This window comes from Desulfopila aestuarii DSM 18488, assembly GCF_900143695.1.
In the GTDB taxonomy this organism is placed as follows: Bacteria; Desulfobacterota; Desulfobulbia; order Desulfobulbales; family Desulfocapsaceae; genus Desulfopila; species Desulfopila aestuarii.
The window spans coordinates 13,951-36,422 of sequence record NZ_FRFE01000040.1; the positions used below are offsets into that span (position 1 = coordinate 13,951).

General features: G+C 48.0%; 22 protein-coding genes and 1 pseudogene. 13 read left to right on the forward strand and 10 right to left on the reverse strand.

The window, feature by feature from the left end:
- Positions 1-139: 139 nt before the first annotated feature.
- From lipB to BUF15_RS23340, 8 genes are all read right to left on the reverse strand, one after another.
- On the reverse strand, positions 140-772 hold the full coding sequence (gene lipB / locus BUF15_RS23300) for a lipoyl(octanoyl) transferase LipB (protein ID WP_073616329.1): 633 nt from the start codon (positions 770-772) through the stop codon (positions 140-142).
- Between the two features lie 150 nt (positions 773-922).
- Complete coding sequence (locus BUF15_RS23305) at positions 923-1,168, reverse strand: acyl carrier protein (RefSeq protein WP_073616331.1); 246 nt, start codon at positions 1,166-1,168, stop codon at positions 923-925.
- Complete coding sequence (locus BUF15_RS23310) at positions 1,165-2,310, reverse strand: dihydrolipoamide acetyltransferase family protein (protein ID WP_073616333.1); 1,146 nt, start codon at positions 2,308-2,310, stop codon at positions 1,165-1,167. Before BUF15_RS23310 ends, BUF15_RS23305 begins: the two co-directional genes overlap by 4 nt.
- Complete coding sequence (locus BUF15_RS23315; protein ID WP_073616335.1) at positions 2,303-3,301, reverse strand: alpha-ketoacid dehydrogenase subunit beta; 999 nt, start codon at positions 3,299-3,301, stop codon at positions 2,303-2,305. The genes BUF15_RS23310 and BUF15_RS23315 overlap by 8 nt, the downstream gene beginning before the upstream one ends.
- Complete coding sequence (pdhA, locus tag BUF15_RS23320) at positions 3,298-4,278, reverse strand: pyruvate dehydrogenase (acetyl-transferring) E1 component subunit alpha (protein ID WP_073616337.1); 981 nt, start codon at positions 4,276-4,278, stop codon at positions 3,298-3,300. Before pdhA ends, BUF15_RS23315 begins: the two co-directional genes overlap by 4 nt.
- The gene (gene acsA / locus BUF15_RS23325) at positions 4,278-6,038 is read right to left on the reverse strand and encodes an acetate--CoA ligase (protein ID WP_073616339.1); all 1,761 of its coding nucleotides are present in this window, start codon (positions 6,036-6,038) and stop codon (positions 4,278-4,280) included. The genes pdhA and acsA overlap by 1 nt, the downstream gene beginning before the upstream one ends.
- Before the next feature lie 349 nt (positions 6,039-6,387).
- Positions 6,388-7,380, reverse strand: coding sequence for an IS3 family transposase (locus tag BUF15_RS23330; RefSeq protein ID WP_084554451.1), 993 nt, complete (start codon positions 7,378-7,380; stop codon positions 6,388-6,390).
- A 331-nt stretch (positions 7,381-7,711) separates the two neighbouring features.
- Positions 7,712-7,891 (reverse strand): hypothetical protein, encoded by a 180-nt coding sequence (locus tag BUF15_RS23340; protein WP_073616342.1) that lies wholly within the window; start codon positions 7,889-7,891, stop codon positions 7,712-7,714.
- Positions 7,892-8,694: 803 nt separating this feature from the next.
- On the opposite strand from BUF15_RS23340, the pseudogene BUF15_RS28490 reads away from it, so the two are divergent.
- The 7 genes and pseudogenes from BUF15_RS28490 to glgP all read left to right on the forward strand — a co-directional run.
- Positions 8,695-8,934, forward strand: a pseudogene (locus BUF15_RS28490) (2,3-bisphosphoglycerate-dependent phosphoglycerate mutase); the annotation flags it as partial.
- A gap of 57 nt (positions 8,935-8,991) precedes the next feature.
- Positions 8,992-9,108 (forward strand): hypothetical protein, encoded by a 117-nt coding sequence (locus tag BUF15_RS28495; RefSeq protein ID WP_268753219.1) that lies wholly within the window; start codon positions 8,992-8,994, stop codon positions 9,106-9,108.
- On the forward strand, positions 9,105-9,290 hold the full coding sequence (locus BUF15_RS23350) for a hypothetical protein (protein ID WP_073616344.1): 186 nt from the start codon (positions 9,105-9,107) through the stop codon (positions 9,288-9,290). The genes BUF15_RS28495 and BUF15_RS23350 overlap by 4 nt, the downstream gene beginning before the upstream one ends.
- A gap of 70 nt (positions 9,291-9,360) precedes the next feature.
- Entirely contained in the window at positions 9,361-9,801 is a 441-nt protein-coding gene (locus BUF15_RS23355; protein ID WP_073616346.1) for an Hsp20/alpha crystallin family protein, read from the forward strand.
- A 722-nt stretch (positions 9,802-10,523) separates the two neighbouring features.
- Positions 10,524-10,736: a hypothetical protein gene (locus BUF15_RS28645; RefSeq protein ID WP_456151408.1), complete on the forward strand. Its 213-nt coding sequence runs from the start codon at positions 10,524-10,526 to the stop codon at positions 10,734-10,736.
- Positions 10,705-10,899, forward strand: a complete 195-nt coding sequence (locus BUF15_RS23365) for a universal stress protein (protein WP_084554472.1) — start codon at positions 10,705-10,707, stop codon at positions 10,897-10,899. The genes BUF15_RS28645 and BUF15_RS23365 overlap by 32 nt, the downstream gene beginning before the upstream one ends.
- A 211-nt stretch (positions 10,900-11,110) precedes the next feature.
- The gene (gene glgP, locus BUF15_RS23370) at positions 11,111-13,636 is read left to right on the forward strand and encodes an alpha-glucan family phosphorylase (RefSeq protein ID WP_073616350.1); all 2,526 of its coding nucleotides are present in this window, start codon (positions 11,111-11,113) and stop codon (positions 13,634-13,636) included.
- Between the two features lie 348 nt (positions 13,637-13,984).
- Here the strand turns inward: glgP and BUF15_RS23375 are convergent, their stop codons facing one another.
- Complete coding sequence (locus BUF15_RS23375) at positions 13,985-14,950, reverse strand: tyrosine-type recombinase/integrase (protein ID WP_084554474.1); 966 nt, start codon at positions 14,948-14,950, stop codon at positions 13,985-13,987.
- 289 nt (positions 14,951-15,239) lie between these two features.
- Here BUF15_RS23375 and BUF15_RS23380 point away from each other — a divergent pair, with 289 nt between their 5' ends.
- From BUF15_RS23380 to BUF15_RS23410, 6 genes are all read left to right on the forward strand, one after another.
- The gene (locus BUF15_RS23380; protein WP_073616352.1) at positions 15,240-15,527 is read left to right on the forward strand and encodes an integration host factor subunit alpha; all 288 of its coding nucleotides are present in this window, start codon (positions 15,240-15,242) and stop codon (positions 15,525-15,527) included.
- A gap of 745 nt (positions 15,528-16,272) precedes the next feature.
- A complete protein-coding gene (locus BUF15_RS23390; RefSeq protein ID WP_073616356.1) occupies positions 16,273-17,616 on the forward strand; it encodes a hypothetical protein in 1,344 nt (447 codons plus the stop codon).
- Positions 17,617-17,637: 21 nt separating this feature from the next.
- Positions 17,638-18,171 (forward strand): hypothetical protein, encoded by a 534-nt coding sequence (locus BUF15_RS23395; protein ID WP_143170850.1) that lies wholly within the window; start codon positions 17,638-17,640, stop codon positions 18,169-18,171.
- A gap of 137 nt (positions 18,172-18,308) precedes the next feature.
- Positions 18,309-18,980: a uracil-DNA glycosylase family protein gene (locus BUF15_RS23400; protein WP_073616360.1), complete on the forward strand. Its 672-nt coding sequence runs from the start codon at positions 18,309-18,311 to the stop codon at positions 18,978-18,980.
- Between the two features lie 137 nt (positions 18,981-19,117).
- Positions 19,118-19,303: a hypothetical protein gene (locus BUF15_RS26930; protein WP_143170851.1), complete on the forward strand. Its 186-nt coding sequence runs from the start codon at positions 19,118-19,120 to the stop codon at positions 19,301-19,303.
- A 1,754-nt stretch (positions 19,304-21,057) separates the two neighbouring features.
- On the forward strand, positions 21,058-21,984 hold the full coding sequence (locus BUF15_RS23410) for an Abi family protein (protein WP_200802466.1): 927 nt from the start codon (positions 21,058-21,060) through the stop codon (positions 21,982-21,984).
- Between the two features lie 160 nt (positions 21,985-22,144).
- Here the strand turns inward: BUF15_RS23410 and BUF15_RS23415 are convergent.
- On the reverse strand, positions 22,145-22,472 hold a 328-nt coding region (locus BUF15_RS23415), incomplete at its 5' end, for an IS66 family transposase (RefSeq protein WP_143170852.1).

A 22,472-nucleotide genomic window follows, 5' to 3' on the forward strand; every position in this document is an offset into this window, starting at 1 on the left:
GATTTTAGGATCGGAGATAGATTGTTACCGCCTGTTCAAAACCATTCGAACAACATTGCCAAGAGCCCTCATTGAGAAGGGCTTCATTATCAAACCGTTTATGCCCATTGTCTGTGCCTGTACAAATGACCGGAGCCACCTAGCTATTAGAGGGCCGTTGTGGCATTCGTTCGTGCAAAAGCTGCTCGAAATTCTTTTTCAGCTCAAGCTTAACAGCAGTTTCTGACAGCAATAGGCATCCCTCGCGAGCCATAGAGGTAACCGGAAGATCGGGAATTCCACATGGGTTGATTTGTCCGTATTGCCGTAAGTCAGGACGCACATTGAGACAGAAACCGTGCATGCTCACCCACCTGCGAACTCCTACACCGATAAAAGCGATCTTGCCATGCCTGGCCCAGACGCCAGGGTTGTTGTTATAACATTTTCCTTTGATCCCGAAGACGTCCAGAGTTAGAAGTATAAGTTCCTCGAGGAAATGCAGCCAGCGGTGAAGATCACGACCGCGCCGCCCGAGGTTGATCAACGGATATCCCACCACCTGGCCTGGGCCATGCCAGGTTACGTCGCCACCACGGTTGATACGCTCGATCGTTATTGATGGAATGAGGAGGTTATCAAGGTTGCCGCCCTGACCGATAGTGTAGACTGAAGGGTGTTCGAGAAGCAGCAGAGTCTCTTCTTCATTTCCAGCGGCAATTCCAGTCGCAAGCCGCTCCTGCATGGCGAGCGCCCGGCGATATTCAAGTACCCCACAATCGATAAACCGCATATCAATAGCGTCTCGGTGGGCTATTCGCCGTCACCTCAGAAACCTGGAACTGCATATGTAGCGATATCCGGAACAGTGGACCAGGAGAGATCAATACCTTAGCAACACATCTATTTAGGGCAGGTAACCAAAAAATTGCGGATGCAGGTATCACGAGAGGCGGGCGTAAAGATAGCTGAGCATGCCTCCGATTGTAGACACTTTAGCATAGTCTGCTTCAGGGATGTCTATACCGGTCTGCTCGTTGATGGCAACCAGCAGTTGCAAAAAACTGTACGAGTCTATGTCCAGCGCATCACGGATGTTTTCATTAGGAGCCACACGGGGAGGGTCGCACTCCGGCGCTAATTTTTTCAACTCCTTGAACAGAATGTCTTGCAATGTTTTCTCAGTCATAATGACTCCGGTTGCTGCAGGTGCTTGTTGAGGACTTCAAGAAATTGAGAACCGCGATGCCCGTCAGTGGCCCGATGGTCAGCGGCTAGAGTCGCTGTCACGCAACGACGAATTCCTAACATGCCGCCCTCGGCCCAGGGGCGCTCTGTAATGCGGCCAAAGGCGATGAGGGCTACCTGGGGCGGATAAATCACCCCGAATACCGTCCGCACCCCCTGATCCCCGAGATTTGTTACTGTGACAGTGGCGTCTGTCATCTCTGAACTCCGAAGACGGCCGCTTCGGGTACGCTCGATGAGATCGGACATTGCTTTCATCAGTGCGGTGAGGCTCAAGCTGTCGACAGCATGAATGGCAGGTGTTATCAAGCCCCCCTGGCGAAGTGCCACAGCAAAACCGATATGTATTTCAGTTTTAATCTGCAATTGGTTATCCAGCCAGTAGCCATTGAATTCCGGAATATCCCGCAGTGCTTTGGCCACAGCCTTCAGCAGCAGGACGGCCGGTAGAAGGCGTTCCCGGATGGTCCGTTTCTGGTTCTCCACCTCAAGCCATTGCAGCGAGCGGCTCATGTCAATCTCCATCTCCAGATAGTAGTGCGGAATTTCACTGTTGGAGCGGCTCATTGCTGCAGCAATTGCCTGGCGCATGCCTTGGCGCAGTGTTTCATGTGACGCTGGTTCCGTACGAGCGTGCTTTGCCGATTCGACTGCCGGGGGTATCCTTGTCTGGGCGGCATGCTCAATGTCTATGCGCTGGATAGCACCTTTTGGTCCGGTCCCGTGAATAGTTGCCAGGTCCACTCCCATTTCGCGTGCAAGTCTGCGTGCAGAGGGGGAACAAATGAACCGCTCAGGTGCACTTTTCGGCTGGTCGCTCACTGCATCTTTTTTGACAGCAGAACCATTTGCGGCATGAATGAGGGCAAGCACGGTGCCTACCGGTACTTCCTGTCCTGCCTGGATAAGCGGTTCCCCCAGAATTCCTTCCTCGAATATCTCAATTTCAAATAATCCTTTTTGGGTCTCCACCGTGGCGATGATATCACCACGTCGAACCAACGTTCCAGGTGCGACCAGCCATTCGACCAATGTGCCGGTTTCCATGTCGGCTCCCAGGCTCGGCATGCGGAACTCACCCATGACGCACCATCCTTTTAACTGTGTCAATAATCGTATCGATCCTTGGCAGTGCCGCCTCTTCCATGTGCCGGGCATAGGGGATGGGAACCTCGGCGGTACAGATACGCTCCACCGGAGTATCAAGATCGTAGAATCCCTGTTCCATGATTCGTGCGGATATTTCCGCAGAGATGCCGCCGCTACGCCAACCTTCGTCAACGATTAACGCCCGGTTGGTTCGGGAAATGGATTCCAGATATGTGGCGTCATCCAGCGGCCTCAATGACCGAAGATCAATAACTTCGACTTCTATCCCTTCCCCGGCCAAAGCTGTAGCTGCATCCAGACACTTATAGAGACTGGCACTATAGGTGATAAGGGTGATGTCGCTCCCTGATCTCCGTATCCTGGCGGTATCGATATCAACCGGCCCGGCAGTTTCTGAGAGATTCCCCTCCATGTTGTACAGGGTGTTGTTTTCGAAGATGAGCACAGGATCGGGGTCTTGCAGGGCGGTCCAGAGCATACCGCGCGCATCCTCTAGAGTAGCTGGCGACAGGACGCGGATACCGGGAATGTGTGCATACCATCCTTCCAGGCTGTGTGCATGCTGGGCGGCAAGCTGTTTTCCTGCTCCGGTTGCCATGCGGATCACCAGCGGTACGTTGAACTGCCCTCCGGACATGTGGAGAAGTGTGGCTGCGTTATTGAGGATCTGGTCGAGGGCGAGGAGACTGAAGTTGACGGTCATCACCTCCACTATTGGCCGCAATCCTCCGAGGGCTGCACCGATTCCCGCCCCCACAAATCCTCCTTCTGATAGTGGGGTATCGCGGATCCGTTCCGGCCCGAACTCTGCCAGCAATCCTTTGCTGACCGCATAACAGCCACCGTAATGGCCTACATCTTCGCCCATGAGAAAGACACGTTCATCCTTCTGCAGGGCTTCGCGGATCGCCTCTTTTACCGCCTCACGATAGGATGTTTTTCGTGCTGACTGCGCGCCGCTCATAGCTCCCTCCTTTCCGAGTAGACGAAGCTGGTGAGGTTTTCGACCGGTTCCCAGGTGCCTGCTTCGGCAAAGGCAACTGCAGACTCAACCTCGCGAGCCACATCCTGCTCCAGAGCAGCCCTATCTTGATCATTTAAGAGACCGGCATCACTGAGCCGTCTGGTCAGCTTTTCGATGGGATCGTGCGCTTTCCATTGCTCTACCTCTTCTTTGCTGCGATACAGTTCAGTATCGAACATGGAATGGGGTCGGAAACGGTAGGTACGGCACTCAAGCAGGTATGGCCCGTTCCCTTGACGGATATGATCGGCAGCTTTACTGGCTGCGGCCTCTACTGCCATGACATCCATGCCATCCACAGCAGCTGATTTCATCCGGTAGCCAACCGCTTTGGCAGCGATGTCTGGTTGGGCCTGGGTGTAGCGAATGGCTGTACCCATTGCATAGAGGTTGTTTTCACAGAGAAAGAGTACCGGCAGTTTCCACAGCGCGGCCATGTTCATGGATTCGTGGAAAGCGCCCTCGGCCACGGCGCCATCACCGAAAAAGCAGCAGGTCACCCGGTTACGCCCAAGCATGCTATCGGCCAGGGCCAGGCCGACTGCCACAGGAAGGCCGCCGCCAACAATAGCATTTCCCCCGTAGAAGTGGGTAGAAGAATCAAAAATATGCATTGATCCACCCCTGCCTTTACAGCATCCCTCCAGTTTGCCATACATTTCGGCCATGATGCTGTCTGCACTCATACCGCGCGCCAATGCCTGTCCATGTTCCCTATAGGTGGCCACCACTGCATCTTCGGGAGTGAGTGCAGCCATTACCCCGACGGCCACCGCCTCCTCGCCAATATAGAGGTGGAGGAAGCCGCGAATCTTGGTGGCGCTGTACAGTTCTGCCGATTTTTCCTCGAAACGGCGGATCAGGAGCATTTGCCGCAAGAGTTTGGTCGCATGGTTTTTGTCGATTGGAGTCGTCATCACGATTCACTCTCTTCCAGAGTTGAGATGTCACCAATTGGTAGCCCAAGTTCCTGCGCCTTGAGCAGCCTGCGCATAATTTTTCCGCTACGTGTTTTAGGCAGGTTACCGACAAATTCCAGTTCCCTGGGGGCCACTGCCGAGCCGAGTCGGGTGCGGCCGAAACCAATGAGTTCCAGGCGCAAATCCTCGCTCTCCTTAATTCCAGGTTTAAGGACAACAAAGGCCTTCACAACCTCACCGATTACCGGGTCAGGTTTACCAATAACCCCAGCCTCGGCCACGGCCTTGTGTTCCATGAGGCTGCTCTCCACCTCAAACGGTCCGACCATATGCCCGGCAGTTTTAATAATGTCATCGGCTCGTCCGAAGAACCAGTAATAGCCGTCCTTGTCACGACTGGCGAGATCACCGGTAAGGTACCATTCTCCGATAAAACACTTGCGATAGCGTTCTTCATCATGCAGATACGCACGGAACATCGACGGCCAACCGACGCGTAGCGCAAGGTCTCCCTTTATATCAGGCTCTTCAACCCTTACCGAATGCGCACTTGTACGGGTAACAATAGCGGCCTCGATCCCAGGCAACGCTCGCCCCATCGATCCGGGGCGGATCTCAAGGGCCGCGTAGTTGGCGATCATGATGCCGCCGGTTTCCGTCTGCCACCAGTTGTCGTGGATCGGTAGGCCGAGAACATGCTTACCCCAGAGTACCGCCTCAGGATTGAGTGGTTCGCCAACGCTGTGTATCAGACGTAGCGCTGAGAGATCATAGCGCTGCCGCTGTTCTGGTGGAGTGCGCATGAGCATCCGAATTGCTGTCGGAGCGGTATACCAGACCGTAACCCGTTGATCCTGGAGTATACGGTACCAGCGTTCAGCGTCGAAATCCGCTTCGTCGACAATACAGGTGATGCCGTGGAGCAATGGAGCAATAATGCCGTAGGATGTGCCTGTCACCCAGCCCGGATCCGCTGTGCACCAGAAAATATCCTCAGGATGGAGATCAAGCACATACTTGCCGGTGACGGCATGGGTCAGCACCGCATTGTGGACATGGACTGCGCCTTTGGGCATCCCCGTGGTTCCACTGGTGAAATGGAGAATCGCCATGTCTTCGGGATCGGTCGGCGGGATAGTGAAGAGACTGGAGGAGGTTTCCAATAATCGCGGAAGTGACAAAACCTGCTCATTCAGGTCCTCTTCCTTGTCGATCAGAAGGACATGCTTGAGCGCCGGCAATTGGGGTAGATGTGGTGCAACTTTCTTATTGTACTGTCGTTCGGTAGTAACCAATACTCTCGCATCGCCCCGTTCCAGACGCTGGAAGATCGGTTCTGGCCCAAAAGCTGCGAAGAGCGGACAGAAGACATTGCAGTTTTTCAAAGTGCCAAAGAACATCGGGTAAAGCGCGGGAAGCCGTCCTGCAAGCCAGAATACCCGTTCTCCTTTGGTGACCGTCAGTTTGTTAAGCAGATTGGCAAAACGGTTACTTCCTTCTTTCAGATCACCATAGGTAAACTCTACTATCTTGTTGTCTTTACTTAAACAACGGATGGCGATATGTTCACGGCGGGGGCCATCTGCATGGCGATCAACTGCTTCGTGGGCGATATTCAACCCTCCGCTCTCAGGAAGGCCGTCAAAACTCCTGCGCACCTCATCCCAAGAAAAAGTGGCACAGGTATGTTCGTAATCCAGCAGGTTCGGTTGAACCGGCATCGTTTCCACATTCTTTTTGATAGGAGGAAATTGCATAATCACCTCCGGCAGGAAATGGGCTCAAGACCCTTGTAGACTGCTCACACGTAGAACGACAGTAACGTCTCAGAGGATTTACAACTTCTTGCAATACCGCAAGCAGCTACAAATCATCGAATGTTCATAAACAACCGTTCTTCAGGATATGCCTGAAAGACTGCCTAACATGTAAAGTGCAGTTTTTCTGCTAGATAAATTCTATCTGTCCATTGATGCAAAGTCAAATTTATCCGATACAATATAGGTCTTTGGAATTTTTTGTCCTATCTTGTAAATTATATTCAGAGAGGTGGCTCAGTTCGTTTGAACAGGTTTCGTCATTCCTTAAGTGGAAAACCCGCCCTGGTTACGCTGCCAGATCCAATGCTGGCATCGTTGCGCAATAGACCTCATCCGGTGTCCGCCTGTTCAGGCCTGAATGCGGTCGAGATCGATTGTACCAGTCAAAGTATCTCATGATCGATCTGCGCGCCTCAGAAACAGAGTCATATGCATGCAGATACACCTGTTCATACTTCACGGTTCTCCATAAACGTTCTACAAAAATATTGTCTCGCCACGCCCCTCTCCCATCCATGCTCAGCCTGCAGCCCCGGCTTTTCACCGCTTCCACAAACTCAAACGCAGTAAACTGACTGCCCTGATCGGTGTTGATGATCTCAGGCGTCCCATTGCGAGCGAATGCCTCATTGAGAACAGCTACGGCATGACAAGCCTCCAGGGTGATGGCAATTTTCGCCGCCAGCACTTTCCGGCTGGCCCAGTCAACTACCGCTGTCAAATACACAAATCCCTTCGCCATTGGGATGTACGTCGTATCCAGAGCCCATACCTGATTCGCCCGGTGGATGTTCATACCGCGCAGCAGGTAAGGGTAGACGGCGTGGCCGGGGTTTTTCTTGCTCGTCTTCGGCTTTCGATAGACGGCCTCGATGCCCATTCGTTTCATCAATGTGCTAACATGCGTGCGGCCGACAGCTCTATCTTCTCGAACAAGCTGGTCACGAAGCATGCGAGCACCCATAAACGGGTGCTCCAGATGAAGCTGGTCGATTCGGTGCATAAGCACCAGATCGTCCTCACTGATCGGTCGAGGCTGGTAATACACACTGCCACGGCTGATCCCCAACAGCTTTGCCTGCTGGCTGATTGGCAGATCATGACTACGGCTGATCATCGCCTTGCGCTCAGCAAGCTGCCTTTTCCATGTCGCAATCTGGTTGGGGTGTACTTCGTATTGCTCTGCCAATTCAGACAAAGTCTTTTCTCCAGCTAATGCTGCAAGGGCCACCTTTGCCTTGAAGTTCGCTGAATGGTTCCGTCTCGTTCTCTTTGCCATGTTCTGCTCCTTGTTACGCCCTGGGAAGGCTTTCATTGGTAGCAGATTTTCCACTTAACGGCTTGTTCAAATTTTTCGGGCCAGCTCTCAGTGACAGCGTTGCTTAGCTCTATTCCCTCACAAGCGTAACCCTTTCCCATGTGAACTTCGCTGGAGTCACGTAATAAGTGCAACACGTCGACCAGTAATAGCTTCCAGAGGCGTGAGGCCGTTCAATAGTTTTTGTGGTGTTAGATTGAGCACGGACAATCCGTTTTGGATCTCCTGCTGTGAGACAGTTGCAAGATCGAAACTCTTTGGCCAGAATCTAGGGAGTTTACTGTTGGTGTTTTCATTCGTCCCTCGCTGCAAGCAGCATATGGCCTGGTGAAGTACATTGTTGCCCCAGTGTCTCGTTGGCCAAATCTCTTAGCAAATCGACGAGCACGAGCTCACATGTCTTGAGGGTATTTTTTTTCGAGTTGGCCCGGTGATACTGCAGATGGAAATCGACTGATTGGGAAACCTTCATGGTGCACCTCCTATGTATGGGATCGTGAGCGACATGCCCACACTTTAGTATACACCATGATCCTGATAGGCCTGCGGTAGACGCTACCGGCTCAGGAACAAGGTAAACCGAGGTGAAGAATCCACGGCAATGTATTGCCAGGATAAATCTATTGCTGTCTCCATCGATGATGGCTGCCCCATCTCCTTCAATCGTTCAGGGGTGGTTCTAGCTGATGATACTGCTCCAAAGCCAACGAGACACACCCTGTTGCGCAGTGGATATACATCACTTTTCAAGCTTGAGTCTACTTCAAACTGTTTGAAGATGGTCAGGATCGGCGCCCCCCATCTCTTTGGTCGTACGCAGCTAATAGCTTTAGCAAACTGTCTTAGCAGTCCTAATGCAGCAGGGCTATTGGTCGAGTTTTCACCAAATGGCCAACTTTTTTTAAAGCCTAGAAATCAGATTTTTCTTTGAGAACATACAGAAGAGGCGATATAATTTAACGACTGTGGTGTGTTAGGCCGAAGGGTAATTAGCGAACATTGCTCGAAAGAGCATCTCCGATAATACGATATTTACCCAACTAGAAATCATCGATTCATGTCCGCCAATCAGGTTTCGGCTTAATAATTGCGAAAGGCCGAAAAGGTGGCCCTAAAAATTCAATACCCCAGATAGTGAATGCTGGTGCACAACATGTTTGTGGTGGACGCATATGACTACACATGACTCGCATGCAGGCCAGGATCAACTGACAGAGTGAAGGCTCAATATCCCTAAATCTTGAATTCTTATCTCCTGGATCAGGGGAGCCAATTATGGAGAGCAGGCACAAACTTGTACTCCTGCGGCACGGGTTAAGTGACTGGAACCAGCAGAACCGCTTTACCGGTTGGCAAGACGTAGACCTTGCCGAAGCCGGAATCGCCGAGGCACATAAGGCTGGTGCTGCCTTGCGCGAGGCGGGATACCGGTTCGATGTCGCCTACACCTCTTTACTCAAGCGAGCTATTCGAACGCTATTGATCGTTTTGGACGAACTCGATCGGCAGGTCCTGGTCGACCGACCGGATATCCATGGACGTGAAGCCATCCTGAAGATCCATTCCAGAAATGTGATTTTTGGTCCCGATGTCGACCTCGGCAAAATCGCCGGTCGCACACCGGGTTTTGTCGGGGCGGACCTGGCCAAAATTTTCAATGAAGCTTCTCTCAGAGCGCAGGTGTCTTGAATGATCTGGCCCATATCCTCTCTGAAAAGGAAAACGTGCAGGGAGAGGAGCTGAGGAAGATGCTGTCAGTAGCCCCATCGGGAATGGCGAACATATCTCCCAAGCAGCCATCCTCGAACAGCGCCGGAAGAAGCGATAATGAAAATGTTGACCATTCTGGAAAAACAGAGAGATCCATGTAACCCCCAGATGGGCTGAATGCGGGAATCGTCCATTTGGGAAAACAAAAGCCCGCAAATATGGAGGTTCATTATGGCAATAGTACGATGGGATCCATGGCGAGAAATTGAGGATATGGTCGAACGCTACACGAGAGCTGTAGGGCAACCTCGAGCGGGAAGCCAGGAGGTTATTGCTGCAGGGGATTGGGCTCCCCGTGTAGACATCATTGAGACCGATAAGGCATTCGTAATCAAAGCAGAAATTCCCGAGGTAAATAGAGAAGATGTCAAGGTTACAGTAGACAATGGTATCTTGACGATTCGGGGGGAGAGAAAACAGGAGATAGAGGAGAAAGGAAAAAAAATCCATCGAATCGAACGATCTTTCGGAATCTTCACCCGGAGTTTTACCTTGCCCGACAATGTCGATGAAAAGAACATCAAGGCTTCGTTCAAGGATGGCATGCTGAACCTGCAGATTCTGAAGACTGAGGAGGTAAAGCAAAAAGCCATTGAGATTAAAGTAGAGTAACAAGAAATGAATTCTAACTATCAATAGGACCTGGGAAAAGCACTTGCTTTTCCCAGCCGGTTCACTGCTGAACGTTTACAAGCCGATAACGTAAGATCGTATAAACTCTCTTGTCCAGCTATCAGGATGGCCAACCAACTCAAAACAAAGGATTCTCCATTTCCAACTGAAGCATTACAGGACAGCCATGACATTGTCAGCTTTTCGCATATTTTATTCCCTTTGCGAGAGTTTGAAGTGAAGCACAACAGTGAGCACTAAGCATTGCGTCGCATACAAGATGCTCCAATAAAATGGGAATGGCTGCATCGACAGTGAGGGTCTAAAGGTCATATTTGCCTGGGTGGTTAAATATGACCTTTAGCCTGTGGGTGACGACACACATTCAGAGGAGGCGGCATAAGTGAATTATACTAAAAATGCAGAGTGATGGGGTGTAGAGAGAGCTGGTATCGGGCACTTGGCATGGGAATTGGCAGAATAAGATTATAGGTACACTTCTGCTGCATCTCATGTGGAAGACAGGTTCTGCCATGAGTATTCAGATGAGTCCTCTGCACGACAGCCTGATCGTGCGAAGATGGGGTGCTGCCGAAAGCTTACGATCGTCTCACCTTTCTTTATTTGAGGAGAATACAATGAGTGATAAAAAAAAATTTACAGGAAAAGCTTAAAACGATGTTGAACTGGCACAAGTCAAACTTGTTGAGTTCAAAGCTAACATCAAAAGCGTAGCAGGTAGTGTTCGATCCGAAAATGTCGGACGTATTGATTTGCTGGAACAGAGAATTGAAAAAGCAAAGCAGCGGTTGCTCGAATTGAATCGGACTCAGGACAGTGTGTCGGTGCAAGTTATGGAAGGGGTTGAGGATACCTGGAAAGCATTGCAGGATTCCCTTCAAGATGTCATCTCCACTTTTGAAGGGCATCATTAATGCTGCCCGTGAATGCCGAAAATATCACATAATTGTGGTAGCTGGTGATATTTTCAGTGAAATTCTCACCCATGCAGAGAGCCAGAAGGCCGATATGATCATTGTCGGGACCCATGGCCAACAGACACAGGGTGAAATTGTTCTCGGCAGTATCTCCGAATAAGTTCTCAGAAAGGCTCCATGCCCGGTATTGGTTATAAATCCATATAGGTAGTCAAGTGCTGAGAGAGCAAGAGCTGCCTTGAATGTCACTCAGGACGAACTACAAGTAATCCAGCTAACCGTAAACGGATGCGGATCCAGAAACTGAAAACTAGTTTTTTGAAAGACTATGAGATGATAACTGGAGTATTGCTGACTGAAGGAGGCGGTCCATGAACCCCGAACGATACCTGCCCCGGTCTCTACCAGCTTCGCTTAAAGGGCTGACGGACTTGGCGCTGGATCTGCGATGGAACTGGAATCATTGTGCCGATGTTTTATGGCGGGCAATTGATCCGGAGATCTGGAAAGGTACGGAAGATCCATGGCTGATTCTGGAAAGTGTTTCGAGAATGCGGTTGGAAACGTTGGCTGCCGATCCAGCCTTTATGGAGGAACTTCGGAACCAGCTGGCGTATCGACAGGCGTATATGAGACAGCCCACATGGTATGATGAGAGGTATGGAAGTGATCGCCTGGGATCTGTGGTCTACTTCAGCATGGAATTCGGTTTAAGTGATGCACTGCCCATCTATTCGGGCGGTTTGGGTGTGCTCGCTGGGGATTTCCTCAAGACTGCAAGTGATCTGGGTATTCCCGTGGTGGGTATTGGACTGCTCTATCAGCAGGGGTATTTTCGTCAGGCGCTTGACACCAATGGGGAACAGCTGGCATTTTTTCCGTTCAACAATCCCACCATGCTGCCGGTGCTCCCTCTCCAGGACCCGGATGGCGAATGGCTACGGGTCAGTGTCGAACTGCCCGGCCGGACACTGCATTTACGTGGTTGGCTGGCGCAGGTTGGAAGAGTTCCTCTGTATTTGCTCGACAGTAACGATCTGCTCAATGCGCCGGGCGACCGTGGCATCACCGGTGAATTGTATGGTGGCGGAACCGAAATGCGCCTGCGACAGGAAATTGTTTTGGGTATCGGCGGCTGGCGGTTGCTGGACGCACTGAAGATATCACCTTCGGTATGTCATCTCAACGAAGGGCATGCCGCTTTCGTCGTGCTGGAGCGAGCCCGCCGGTTTATGGATCAGCATGATCGTTCATTCAGTATTTCTTTTCAGGCAACCAGGGCTGGCAATATATTTACAACCCATACGCCCGTAGCAGCAGGTTTTGATCGTTTCCCACCAGGGCTTATGACGCAATATTTTTCCGAATATACGAAGACGCTCGGCATATCCATGGAAGCTCTACTCTCGTTGGGATGTTCACGGGAGGCCGAGAACCATGATTCCTTTAACATGGCATATCTCGCACTCCGGGGCTGCGGTAGGACAAACGGCGTCAGTCGCTTGCACGGAGAGGTGAGCCGTCAAATTTTTCGTCCCCTCTTTCCCCGTTGGCCCCAACAGGAAATCCCCATAGGACATGTCACAAACGGTGTGCACGTGCCATCGTGGGATTCTGCGGCTGCCGATACGCTCTGGACTGAACGGTGCGGCAAGGGAAGCTGGTCCAGCACCCTGGAAACCGTCGAGTATGCGTTGAAAAACGTTGACGATGAAAAATTGTGGACTATGCGCAATGAGGCACGCCAACCGCTCATTACAGCGGTGCGCCGTCGTCTAATTCGCCAGCAGGAAGCTTGCCGGCTGTCTGAAAAAGATCTTCGGCAATGCCGTGAGACGCTTGATCCGCATGTGCTGACAATCGGCTTCGCTCGCCGCTTTGCCAGTTACAAGAGACCAGGGTTGCTACTTACCGACCCGGAACGATTGACCCGCCTACTCACGCACCCAAAGCATCCTGTTCAGCTTATTATTGCCGGTAAGGCACATCCTCAGGATGAAGAAGGAAAACGGCTGGTCCGCGAATGGAGTGAGTATTTGCGCCGACCGGAAGTGCGTAAGCATGGAGTTTTCCTTGAGGATTATGATATGGGCCTTGCTGCTGAACTGGTGCAGGGTGTTGATCTGTGGTTGAATACACCTCGCCGGCCCTGGGAAGCCTGCGGTACCAGTGGAATGAAGGTGCTGGTTAACGGAGGGCTCAACTTGTCCGAACTTGATGGCTGGTGGGCCGAGGCCTATGAACCTGGAGTAGGTTGGTCACTTGGTGATGGAAAGGAGCACGATCAAGATCCCGCCTGGGATGCCAAAGAGGCTGAAGAATTGTATATGCTGCTGGAGGAGGAAGTGGTACCGGCATTCTACACCCGCGACGAACGCGGCATTCCCACGGCATGGGTGACCAGAATGCGGCATAGCATGGCACGACTGACGCCACTATTTTCCTGCAATCGGATGGTGCGAGAGTACACCAGCGATTACTATGTGCCGGCAGCAGCGGCGTATCAACGGAGGGCCGCAGACAATGGTAGTCTTGCAACCGCCCTGGATGAGTGGCATCTTACTCTTCTTAGTCACTGGCGGCAGCTGCGTTTTGGGCAATGCACTGTCGAGGAGTCTTCCGTGCGAAACCTGTTTCTCGTTGAAGTCTATCTGGGTGAGGTGCATCCGTCAGCAGTTAGGGTTGAATTGTATGCTGACCCGCTGTCACCCGATTCGAATCCCGTCCGCATAACCATGGATCGTGGTGAGAGGCTATCAGGGTCTGTTATCGGCTATCAATATCATGCAGTTGTATCAAAAGGGCGATCTGCACAAGACTACACTCCGAGAGTGATACCATATAATGCGGATGCCTCAGTGCCTGTAGAAATCAATTTTATTCTCTGGCGGGAATGATGCTTCCATAAGAAGTTCAATACTGGGGCCATTCTGGGTGCAGCATTGCTTGCTTCAATATGACATACTGTGGGCATGCTAAAGATGCCTAAAATATCGGTTAAATAGTGGCCGATAATTGCTGTACTGACATCGTTATTACCCCTGTTCCAAGTGGCTTGTGCTGGGACAAGATGCTCCATCCAATAACGCGATTAATATAGCCATTCCGAATGACTGAAGATTCCGCCGAATCTTGAAGTTAAGGCTGCTACTGAATCAAGGAGGTTCTGTTTTTCAAATTCCTAACAGGAAAAATGCAGTCTCTGACTGTAGATAATCCATGAACGTCTTTATCATGAGACCGACTCAAATCAAGATCCGTTCGACTTCATCGAGAGAAATCTGATCGTTCCGGCGGTCATAGAGGCCTGTCGTACGGGCTGATTCGTGATTGGCCATTTGTTGGGCCACCTCGAGCTTGCCACCATTCCGTAAATATTCGGTAATCCCTGTGGCCCGAAAGCTGTGGCAACAGACCTTGGTGCGCACCCCGGCATTTACAGCGCGCCGACCGATCATGCGATACACATCCGGTTGGGTCATGGGCCTCTCGGAAAGCTGACCGGTGCGGCCACGGGACGTACGAAAGAGAAAGCCTTTCGCGTCCGCAGCGATTCCGGCTCCTTGCATATATGCTTCGATGTACTCCTCAAGGTTATGGTGACAGGGCATCTCGTGACGCTTGCCGCCTTTTTCATGCAGCCGTACCCAGGTGCGGCGCCCCTGTACATAGACATCTTCGACCCGCATGTTAATGACGGCCCCTACACGCCCAAAGGTGTAGACCATGATGCCAATAAGCGCTCGGTCACGCAGGCCCAGAGGTGCGTCTATTTCAATTGCATCAATCAGATCGCGGGCTTCCTCGGCTGAAAGGACCGACGTCTTCCCTTTTTTTACGACATGTTTCGGCCCTCTGACGGAATGGGCCGGGTTGGTCGGGACGATCTGGCCAACCACCAGCCAGTCAAAGAGCATCCGGATCGCCGCCAGCTGCAGCTTGACGGAGGGTGTGGCGATACTCGACCGCAGTCCCTCGATGTAGGTGGCGACATGGATGGGCCGGACCTGGCTGAGTGCAGCAAGCCCTTGCGCATCACACCAGCTGGCGAAGGCCCCGGTAGCCCGCAGGTACGCTTTTCGGGTGTTGGGATTCCTGATCTGGGCGGTGAAGAACTCGACGACCCGTTCCGCCGTCTGCGCATCGGGGGCAAAGAGCGGAGGCAATACTGCCGTCATGTGCTGTCCGGTGATCATTCCTTTATCTGCCATACCACTTCCTCCCGTGGACCAATTATTATGTATGATAACGTCCTTTATCATACATATAATTCGGCGACAAGTCATCACCACCATGGGGGCGAGGGAACAATGGGCCAGAAGATGCGCTTCAGAAAACAAAAAAAGGCATAGCTGCTGCCGCTGAATGGCGCAAAACGAGGTAATCAAGATGACTAAAATCAGGCAATCTTCTGATATTCTTTGACTTGTTTCTTTTGGCAAGTATATCGTTAAGCGCGACGATGTGTATGTATTCCAATAAATAATAGGAGGTTAGTATATGACCGTGACCAAGGCAGATCTCGTCAGAGAAATTTATATGCGCTATGATGGGATGACCAAAACACAGTCGGTGGAAGCAGTAGAAGCCATACTGCGCTTAGCAAAGGAGACGTTAATCAGTGGGGAGGATCTTCTGCTGAGTGGTTTTGGCAAATTTCATGTCAGGGACAAACGAGAAAGGAAGGGCCGTAATCCTCAGACGGGAAGTGAACTTATGCTTGCGCCAAGGCGGGTGATAACGTTTAGCCCATCTGGGATCTTGCGGGACAAGGTTAACGGTGAATAAAGAGGGGCCGCCTCAGAAAACAGAAATACTTGCACGCTAAACGTATTCAGACGACCCCTTGCAGGATTGCTCTTTTTGGGGGTCAGGCTCAGCCGATTGCGGACGACGATTTTGCGAGCATGCTCTTCTCGATGCTGCCCGGTGACGGTGAGATCTGCTACCGGGGGGCGTGGAGGCTTGTTTCCTTTCACCTCGGATTCCAAGATGTAAGATTTTTTTAAGACCTGGTTTTTACCGTAACACAACAGCAGGCATATCTCCCTTAAAGGCTGTGCATGGATCTCCCACCATGTACAGCCTTTTTTTGTACTCTTGGGGGGGATTCAATGTCAATCCTGCCAAATCATATTTGCTTCTTTCCAGTAGTGCCTTTGTACCATACAGCCTGGCTGAACCGTCTAACAATGATGACCTGGTAAAAATTTCTATCTGCTCAGTATCATTTAGGTTATGGTAGAGGGGAAATATGTTGACTTGACAATACTGGTCATGGATGTCCCTCTTAGATTTGTAGTATTTGATGATACATTCCTTTACTCGCACGGAAATTTTGTTCTTCGCACCAACATAGGCGTGGTGATTTGTTAAGCGTTACTAATTATAAATACAAAAATAATTTAAATTTATTTTGCTTTTATTGAGTTGAATTAAAATGATCGGACCTGGCGTGTAATCTTGAATCAAGGTTTAATATATCAGCGATTAATTCCATCGTTTTTTTACTAACTAGTCGAGCCATAAATTAATGTTGAATTACAAAGAAAAAATAGATGCTGTTTCCAGACTTACCATTTATGCAAAGGTTCTTTTTGACAAAGAAGATTACCTGCGAGCATCACTTGTAGGCTGCAAAGTTCATGATTTACTTGCATTAGCTGATCATGAAAAAAGGGAACTCTCTGCAACTGACAACGATTATATAGCACTAAAGAAATCGAAGTTGAGAGAACTACATGCAAGTGAAAACATACAGTTTGTTGTTTGTAAGTGCTTATCAAAAACCGGTGACAACAAAGAAACCCAAGACACTCTAAAAGCTATATTTGATGGAAATGATTATGATCAGCATAGTGGTAAAATATCTTCATTGCGTAACAATCTGATTCACAATCATACAGATTTTGCTTCTAGTGCATTTAAGGCAGACTGCGGTGATTTGGTCAGCAGGTTGTTTGCTCTTCCATTCGTTCAGAACGCACTCCACAGTAAATATGGCGGCAATATCTCTTGCAACTATGAAGTGGAGCGAAAAATTCTAGCAGAACTTGGAATACAAAGTAAAAATGAAAAACCACTGTTCACACCAGACTATGTTATCACACACGACATTTTTGAGGATTTGATTCAAACAAGGAAAACTGTTTTCCCAGTCTTGAAACAGGAGTTATCCGAATCCATAAAGTCTGAATACCTGGATTTAAATGATGTGCAGATTTCAAACGTGGATTCAACAAGTGCCTATGTATGGTTATCAATTCCTTTAAAATCATCAACCTTACCAGAGAAAATTAGGATTAGGAGTAAACTACATCTGCCCACATTGAGCATTGCCTTAACCCCAGCAGGTATCTGGGTATATGTAGAGTTTGGCGGCCTATCCTACCCATATAAAGTTGCTTATTATGAGTATCTATTGAATGAATCAAATTTTTGCGAATTTCTTGAGAGTGTTAATCGATCAAATGTTGACCAGGATATTCCAAACAGCAAAAAGATTCGCAACGTTCATTGGTATGTATTTGAGAATAATTCAATAAACCTTTCAGAGATAAACTTTGATGAAATTGGAAATTTCCATCAACATTTTTCTTTAATGTTAAAAAAATGGCTGAATGACAAAGAGTCTTTGTTTTGTAAGGCGGTAGAGAAAAACAAACCGCTTTCATGGAATATCGCGCTTACTGGATGGGAATATCCTCATACCTCATTTATTACAGGCACTCATATAACTTTGAGACAATTCGCCACTAGAGTCCGAAAGCACATAGACGCCTTTGAACCTCTTCTAAAGTATCTGATTAACCTTAGAAAGCCTCTTAAGAAATCTAACAAAATTATTTGCAATGAGTACAGGAAATTACTCCGATAAATTCTACAAATGATCAAGTATATGACTTCAACACTACAGGCAGTTTATATTTATCTTGGTGGCAACCATAAAGATCAATCATCATGGAGGGAAGACTTCGACAAACAATTGGGTGTTGCAAACATATCTTCAACGATCCCTCCTCTTATCAGCATAAACCCATTCAAGAGAAGTATTAACGAGAAAAGTGCGGATGATATCGTTGCAAGAGATATGGCAATACTGAAGGATAATCGATTAAAATATGTCGTGCTCAATAGCATCGACTCATTTGGTTCACACAGTACAGGCACAGCAAGCGAGATGATTATCGCGAATTATCTTAAAAAACCTGTTATTACAGTAATTAACAATTCTGAAGAAAACAAAGCGGGATGGATTCATCCTTTCACACAGAAGTTTTCATCTTTTATTGCCCATAATCTTTATGATGCAGTAGCTTGGATAGTGATGGATATGAAACTTAATACAGAACACAGATCACTAATGGAAAAAATATCGGATTTTGCAGCTGTATATATCCCATCAATAGACGATAATTATCCATTTAAATAATAGCGTTAATTGTTGATGTCAACACTCTAATAGTGGGCTATATAGCATTTTAATGCTATCACATAATGTGTGAACTTTTACCATACTAATAAACCATATATTAATTCATTTTTGTTTTGAAACTGGAGAAATCACGCATGTGTTCAACTGAAAATTTTAAATCGTTCGTAGACAAAGTTCGAGCATGTGATTGCACAACATGTGTTCTGCATCGCTGCATAAGTAACTCCCTTAAGCCCATTCAGTTAGAACACGAATCTCCAAACGATGTCAATGTATTAGTTATCACTGAACAACCTAAAATATTGAATGACCAGCCTGTAACAAATGACAACTTCCTTTTGGTTGTTGCTAAAAGCTCAACTGTTAAAGGTTTACGCGACATCTTAGGGAATGATTTTTTGAATTCTATAACAAGCAGAAGTGGAAAATATTATTGGACCCATCATACTAGATGTCCAAATGAAAAAAGGTCGCCACAAAATAAGTGTCCTGAGAACTATCTCGAATCAGAACTGTCTAACTTTGTAAACCTTAAGCTAGTTATCTCCTTTGGCAGCCAGCCTTTTAATGCTATTAGTAAACATATTATTAAGAATGGAAAAAATGAAAAATTAATAGATTACTTTTATCCCTTACTAATTGAACAAATCAACAGTACAAAAAGGCATGTTTACAAATTAGCCATAAACGGCAGAGATGTTGAATATTTGGCGTTACCACACCCTTCACCCGCAAATCCTTTAGGATTACTGTTGTGCAAAATCAAACCCTTAATAGAATCTTACCTTAAGCAGTCAACGATGTGACTGGAGAAACCAAAAACCCAAAAAAGGACAGAGTATCGATAGGAGTCCAGATATCTCCTATCGATCTGGAAATACAGATTGTACATCTATTGGGTGAACTCAATGCATATCCCATTTTTTTAAAAGAGACTCAGCACATGACAGAGACGCCGAGTGCCAGTGCTCTATTGAAATGCGACATGGCTGGTGATTATACGAGGTTGATCAGGGAAAGGACTCTCAACCTGGACTTAATGCTGCAAGGGAAAAAGCAAGGCAAGGATGCCGCCCATCTCTTTCTAAAAGTGATCGAAAAGGGAATGAAGATCAAAATGGATGCCTAGCTTTCGGGGGCAGTAGATCTACATAATTACCAATATTTGAAGCTGAACGCGTCAGTTTTTTAAAGTTGGCACGTATCGCAGCTATCCGGTCATTAGGCCAACCAAACATAAAAGGCAAACCAACCAGCTGTTGCCACTGAAACCTCTAGCCCGGCGAGGATCGCGACAGGTCCAAGATTTCTATCAAGTATGCAGCACCTTTGCGATTTTAGCGGCTAAAATTATTCTACAGCAGGAGGGGGCGTCTGGTTGCATCAAAACTGCGGCAAGTGATTCATCAGCAAGGTACATCTATGGCCTTGTCAAAATTCTCGAAAGCGTAAGCCTTTGTTCTAAATTTCCCGCTGGGCCAGATTTTTGTTTTATATTCTAAAAAAGTATACCTTGTGAACATAAAGCCATAGGTTTAACCAGTCCGGAAAAAAATACTTTTTTTTTTCAATAGATCGACGCGACCGATAGTAAGGTAGTATCAACCGCCCCTGCCATCAACACGCTTCTTATAAGGCGAACTTGCAATATACTGGGTGATCGATATGACCATAGTATCGATCACCGCCATCATGTAATATCATTTATATTCGGATAGATACACTGGAAATCGACTTGATTTAATCTCTGTGAGCGATTAGCGTAATACGTATCCAACGACACCAGCAAATACCAAACTTAGGGGTGTCAAAAACACTGTTGCTTTTTGGCTTTGACGTATTAAGCTCGGGATGAAGTACAAAAGCCCGTTACCAGACGGGCTGGTATACGGGCTTTGGTGGTGTCCATTACTCTGTGGCAATGAACGGCGTGAGAACCTTCTTTTAAAACAGAATCAGGCGCACCGTCAAGGTTAATTGTTCACCTCTGCTCTCGCGATGCGTGAGAAGGAATGCCTATGATTCTGTTGTATCTGCTATGGCGGGTGTTATCCCTCCTGCCCCACTTCTTTTCGATTCGGTTCCGGCTTGTTTCGAAGTGGTTGAAGGTTGCTTTCGCTTTTGAGCTGAAGCGATAGTATCCAGGCCCGACCAAAAAAACCTGTCTGGACAAGTGCGGCAAGTCCAGGCAGGTTACACGCGATTCGCGTGAAAGATTGGTGGGCTTACGCATCTGCCGTGTAAGGTAATCAGACTTGAAAAGGAGCAATTTGTACCACAGCATCTGGAGAAAATTTTTCAATCAAGATCATTCTTGAACACGTTGAAAAAGCGTGTAACGGTATAGTCCAGGCTGATTCACCCCTGGAGCCGTTTGCCATCACCCTCCAGAGGCTGACGCCACCGATCCGGACGGCGCTGCCCGCTCAATCTCATTTGGTGCTATCAAAAACGTGACCAGGGCGAGGCCTCGATGTTATGTTTTGCTATCACAAATTTTCGTCCGGAGCAGCTGCAGCCGTTTTAAACTATTAAAGCTTTTGTTTGACAGCCAGCTTGCCAATTGGTAGGCTGATGATATAATATGTCGTGTTTTCAAATGGTTCACCGTTTGCGTGAGACATCATGACCAATAACACCAAGACACTCATCTTTCTCAGTTAGGCTCACGAGGATGTTGATGTTCTATCATTTTTTGAAAATAATCATTGACTACTTCGTCAATATACCGCATATTCTCTTTAACAGTGCCCGATCCCCTGGTATAGACATGATCTATATTACGGTCGGGCCTTCTTGTTTCTACCCCTCCAGATGACAACTCCCATCATCAAACCACATTGTGAATATTCTGAGCTAATAGAAAAGCTTAGAAGTCGTGGCATGGCCATTGACGACGATGCACGTGCTATTCGTAAGCTCTCCCAGATAGGCTATTACCGTTTAAGCGGCTTTTGGTATCCTTGTAGAAAGCCTAAGACAGATAACGACGGTAATTATTTGAAAGATGAAAAAACCAAGTTGCCACTAAGGCATGATAATTTTCAGGAAAATGTAAATATCAGTGATATTATCGACCTGTATTTGTTTGACAAAAAATTACGTCAGCTTATGCTTGACGCCGTTGAGCGAATTGAAATTTTTATGAGAAGTATCATTGCCCATGAAATAGGCAAAATAGATCCGTTAGCATACGAAAAAGAGGATTTCATTAATCCTAAAATTATTAAAACTAAAAGAAAAAAAGGTAACGTTGTCAATTATTGGTTCGATTGGCTTCATCGTTTAAATCACCTAGTCGATATAAGCAAAGAAGATTCTATTATTTCCCATAAAGCAAATAACAAGCCTATACCTTTCTGGGCTGTTGTTGAGTGTTGGGACTATGGATTGATGTCTAAATATTTTGAAAATATGAATGGGCGCTGCCAGAATCTTGTGGCTAAGCGATTAGATTTAGACAATGCAACTATGTTAACGAACTGGCTGGTCGAGATTGGTTTGCTACGAAACAAATGTGCTCATCATAGCCGCATTTGGAACCGTGATTTTTCAAACCCAATCAGTTTGAAGGGTGTTCAAAACGATCCATATTTCCAAAAGCTTAATCTGGATGAGCATGCACGTAAAAAGCTATATGGGCGTATTGCAGTAATTTGGTATTTGATAAAAAAAATTGGTCCTGGTTCGACCTGGTTACTTAGGGTCGCTGATCTAGTTGATAGCAAACCACCTGTTGATAGTTGTCCATTCACAGCAATGGGATTCAAAGATAATAGTGGCTTTCCGAGAGAGCTTTTCAGTATATAAAAGTCCGAAATGCGATGACCCCGTATAGCCCAGTTGGGATCATCTGATTCACCACTGCAGCGCTCTACCGGCACCGACCAGGGCGGACACCAAAAGAAAACACTCAGTCACCGTGGACCTGGCAGAATGTGAACTTTGTCCAAACCTTTGTATCCGCTAATTAAACCCCACTTATTGATTGCGGCAAAAGGAGGTCGGCGGCTTTGAGCCTGTTCGGTAGCAGCTCTTCGTAATCGCTCTGCGATTCTGCGAAAGGAAGTTTTTCGAAGATAAAACGAAGATATCTGTACGGTTCCAGGCCATTTGCTTTCGCTGATTCGACGAGACTGTAGAGGCTGGCACTAGCTGCCGCTCCGGCAGGATTACCGGCAAAGAGCCAGTTTTTGCGGCCTATCACAAACGGCCTGATGGCATTTTCAGCTGCATTATTGTCTGGGCCGACTACGCCTTGGTCAAGGTAGACGGTGAGGCGGCTCCTTTGGTTGAGT

What these genes read in the sequence shown, in the direction of transcription:
- BUF15_RS23355 (WP_073616346.1), top strand. Translation starts at nt 9,361, where the DNA reads ATGGCAATAGTACGATGGGATCCATGGCGAGAAATTGAGGATATGGTC.
- acsA (WP_073616339.1), bottom strand. Translation starts at nt 6,038, where the DNA reads ATGCAATTTCCTCCTATCAAAAAGAATGTGGAAACGATGCCGGTTCAA.
- BUF15_RS23375 (WP_084554474.1), bottom strand. Translation starts at nt 14,950, where the DNA reads ATGGCAGATAAAGGAATGATCACCGGACAGCACATGACGGCAGTATTG.
- glgP (WP_073616350.1), top strand. Translation starts at nt 11,111, where the DNA reads ATGAACCCCGAACGATACCTGCCCCGGTCTCTACCAGCTTCGCTTAAA.
- BUF15_RS23395 (WP_143170850.1), top strand. Translation starts at nt 17,638, where the DNA reads ATGACTTCAACACTACAGGCAGTTTATATTTATCTTGGTGGCAACCAT.
- BUF15_RS23315 (WP_073616335.1), bottom strand. Translation starts at nt 3,301, where the DNA reads ATGAGCGGCGCGCAGTCAGCACGAAAAACATCCTATCGTGAGGCGGTA.
- BUF15_RS23400 (WP_073616360.1), top strand. Translation starts at nt 18,309, where the DNA reads ATGTGTTCAACTGAAAATTTTAAATCGTTCGTAGACAAAGTTCGAGCA.
- lipB (WP_073616329.1), bottom strand. Translation starts at nt 772, where the DNA reads ATGCGGTTTATCGATTGTGGGGTACTTGAATATCGCCGGGCGCTCGCC.
- BUF15_RS23380 (WP_073616352.1), top strand. Translation starts at nt 15,240, where the DNA reads ATGACCGTGACCAAGGCAGATCTCGTCAGAGAAATTTATATGCGCTAT.
- BUF15_RS23330 (WP_084554451.1), bottom strand. Translation starts at nt 7,380, where the DNA reads ATGGCAAAGAGAACGAGACGGAACCATTCAGCGAACTTCAAGGCAAAG.
- BUF15_RS23390 (WP_073616356.1), top strand. Translation starts at nt 16,273, where the DNA reads ATGTTGAATTACAAAGAAAAAATAGATGCTGTTTCCAGACTTACCATT.
- BUF15_RS23365 (WP_084554472.1), top strand. Translation starts at nt 10,705, where the DNA reads ATGTCATCTCCACTTTTGAAGGGCATCATTAATGCTGCCCGTGAATGC.
- BUF15_RS23340 (WP_073616342.1), bottom strand. Translation starts at nt 7,891, where the DNA reads ATGAAGGTTTCCCAATCAGTCGATTTCCATCTGCAGTATCACCGGGCC.
- BUF15_RS23310 (WP_073616333.1), bottom strand. Translation starts at nt 2,310, where the DNA reads ATGGGTGAGTTCCGCATGCCGAGCCTGGGAGCCGACATGGAAACCGGC.
- BUF15_RS23410 (WP_200802466.1), top strand. Translation starts at nt 21,058, where the DNA reads ATGGCCATTGACGACGATGCACGTGCTATTCGTAAGCTCTCCCAGATA.
- BUF15_RS23305 (WP_073616331.1), bottom strand. Translation starts at nt 1,168, where the DNA reads ATGACTGAGAAAACATTGCAAGACATTCTGTTCAAGGAGTTGAAAAAA.
- BUF15_RS26930 (WP_143170851.1), top strand. Translation starts at nt 19,118, where the DNA reads ATGACAGAGACGCCGAGTGCCAGTGCTCTATTGAAATGCGACATGGCT.
- pdhA (WP_073616337.1), bottom strand. Translation starts at nt 4,278, where the DNA reads ATGACGACTCCAATCGACAAAAACCATGCGACCAAACTCTTGCGGCAA.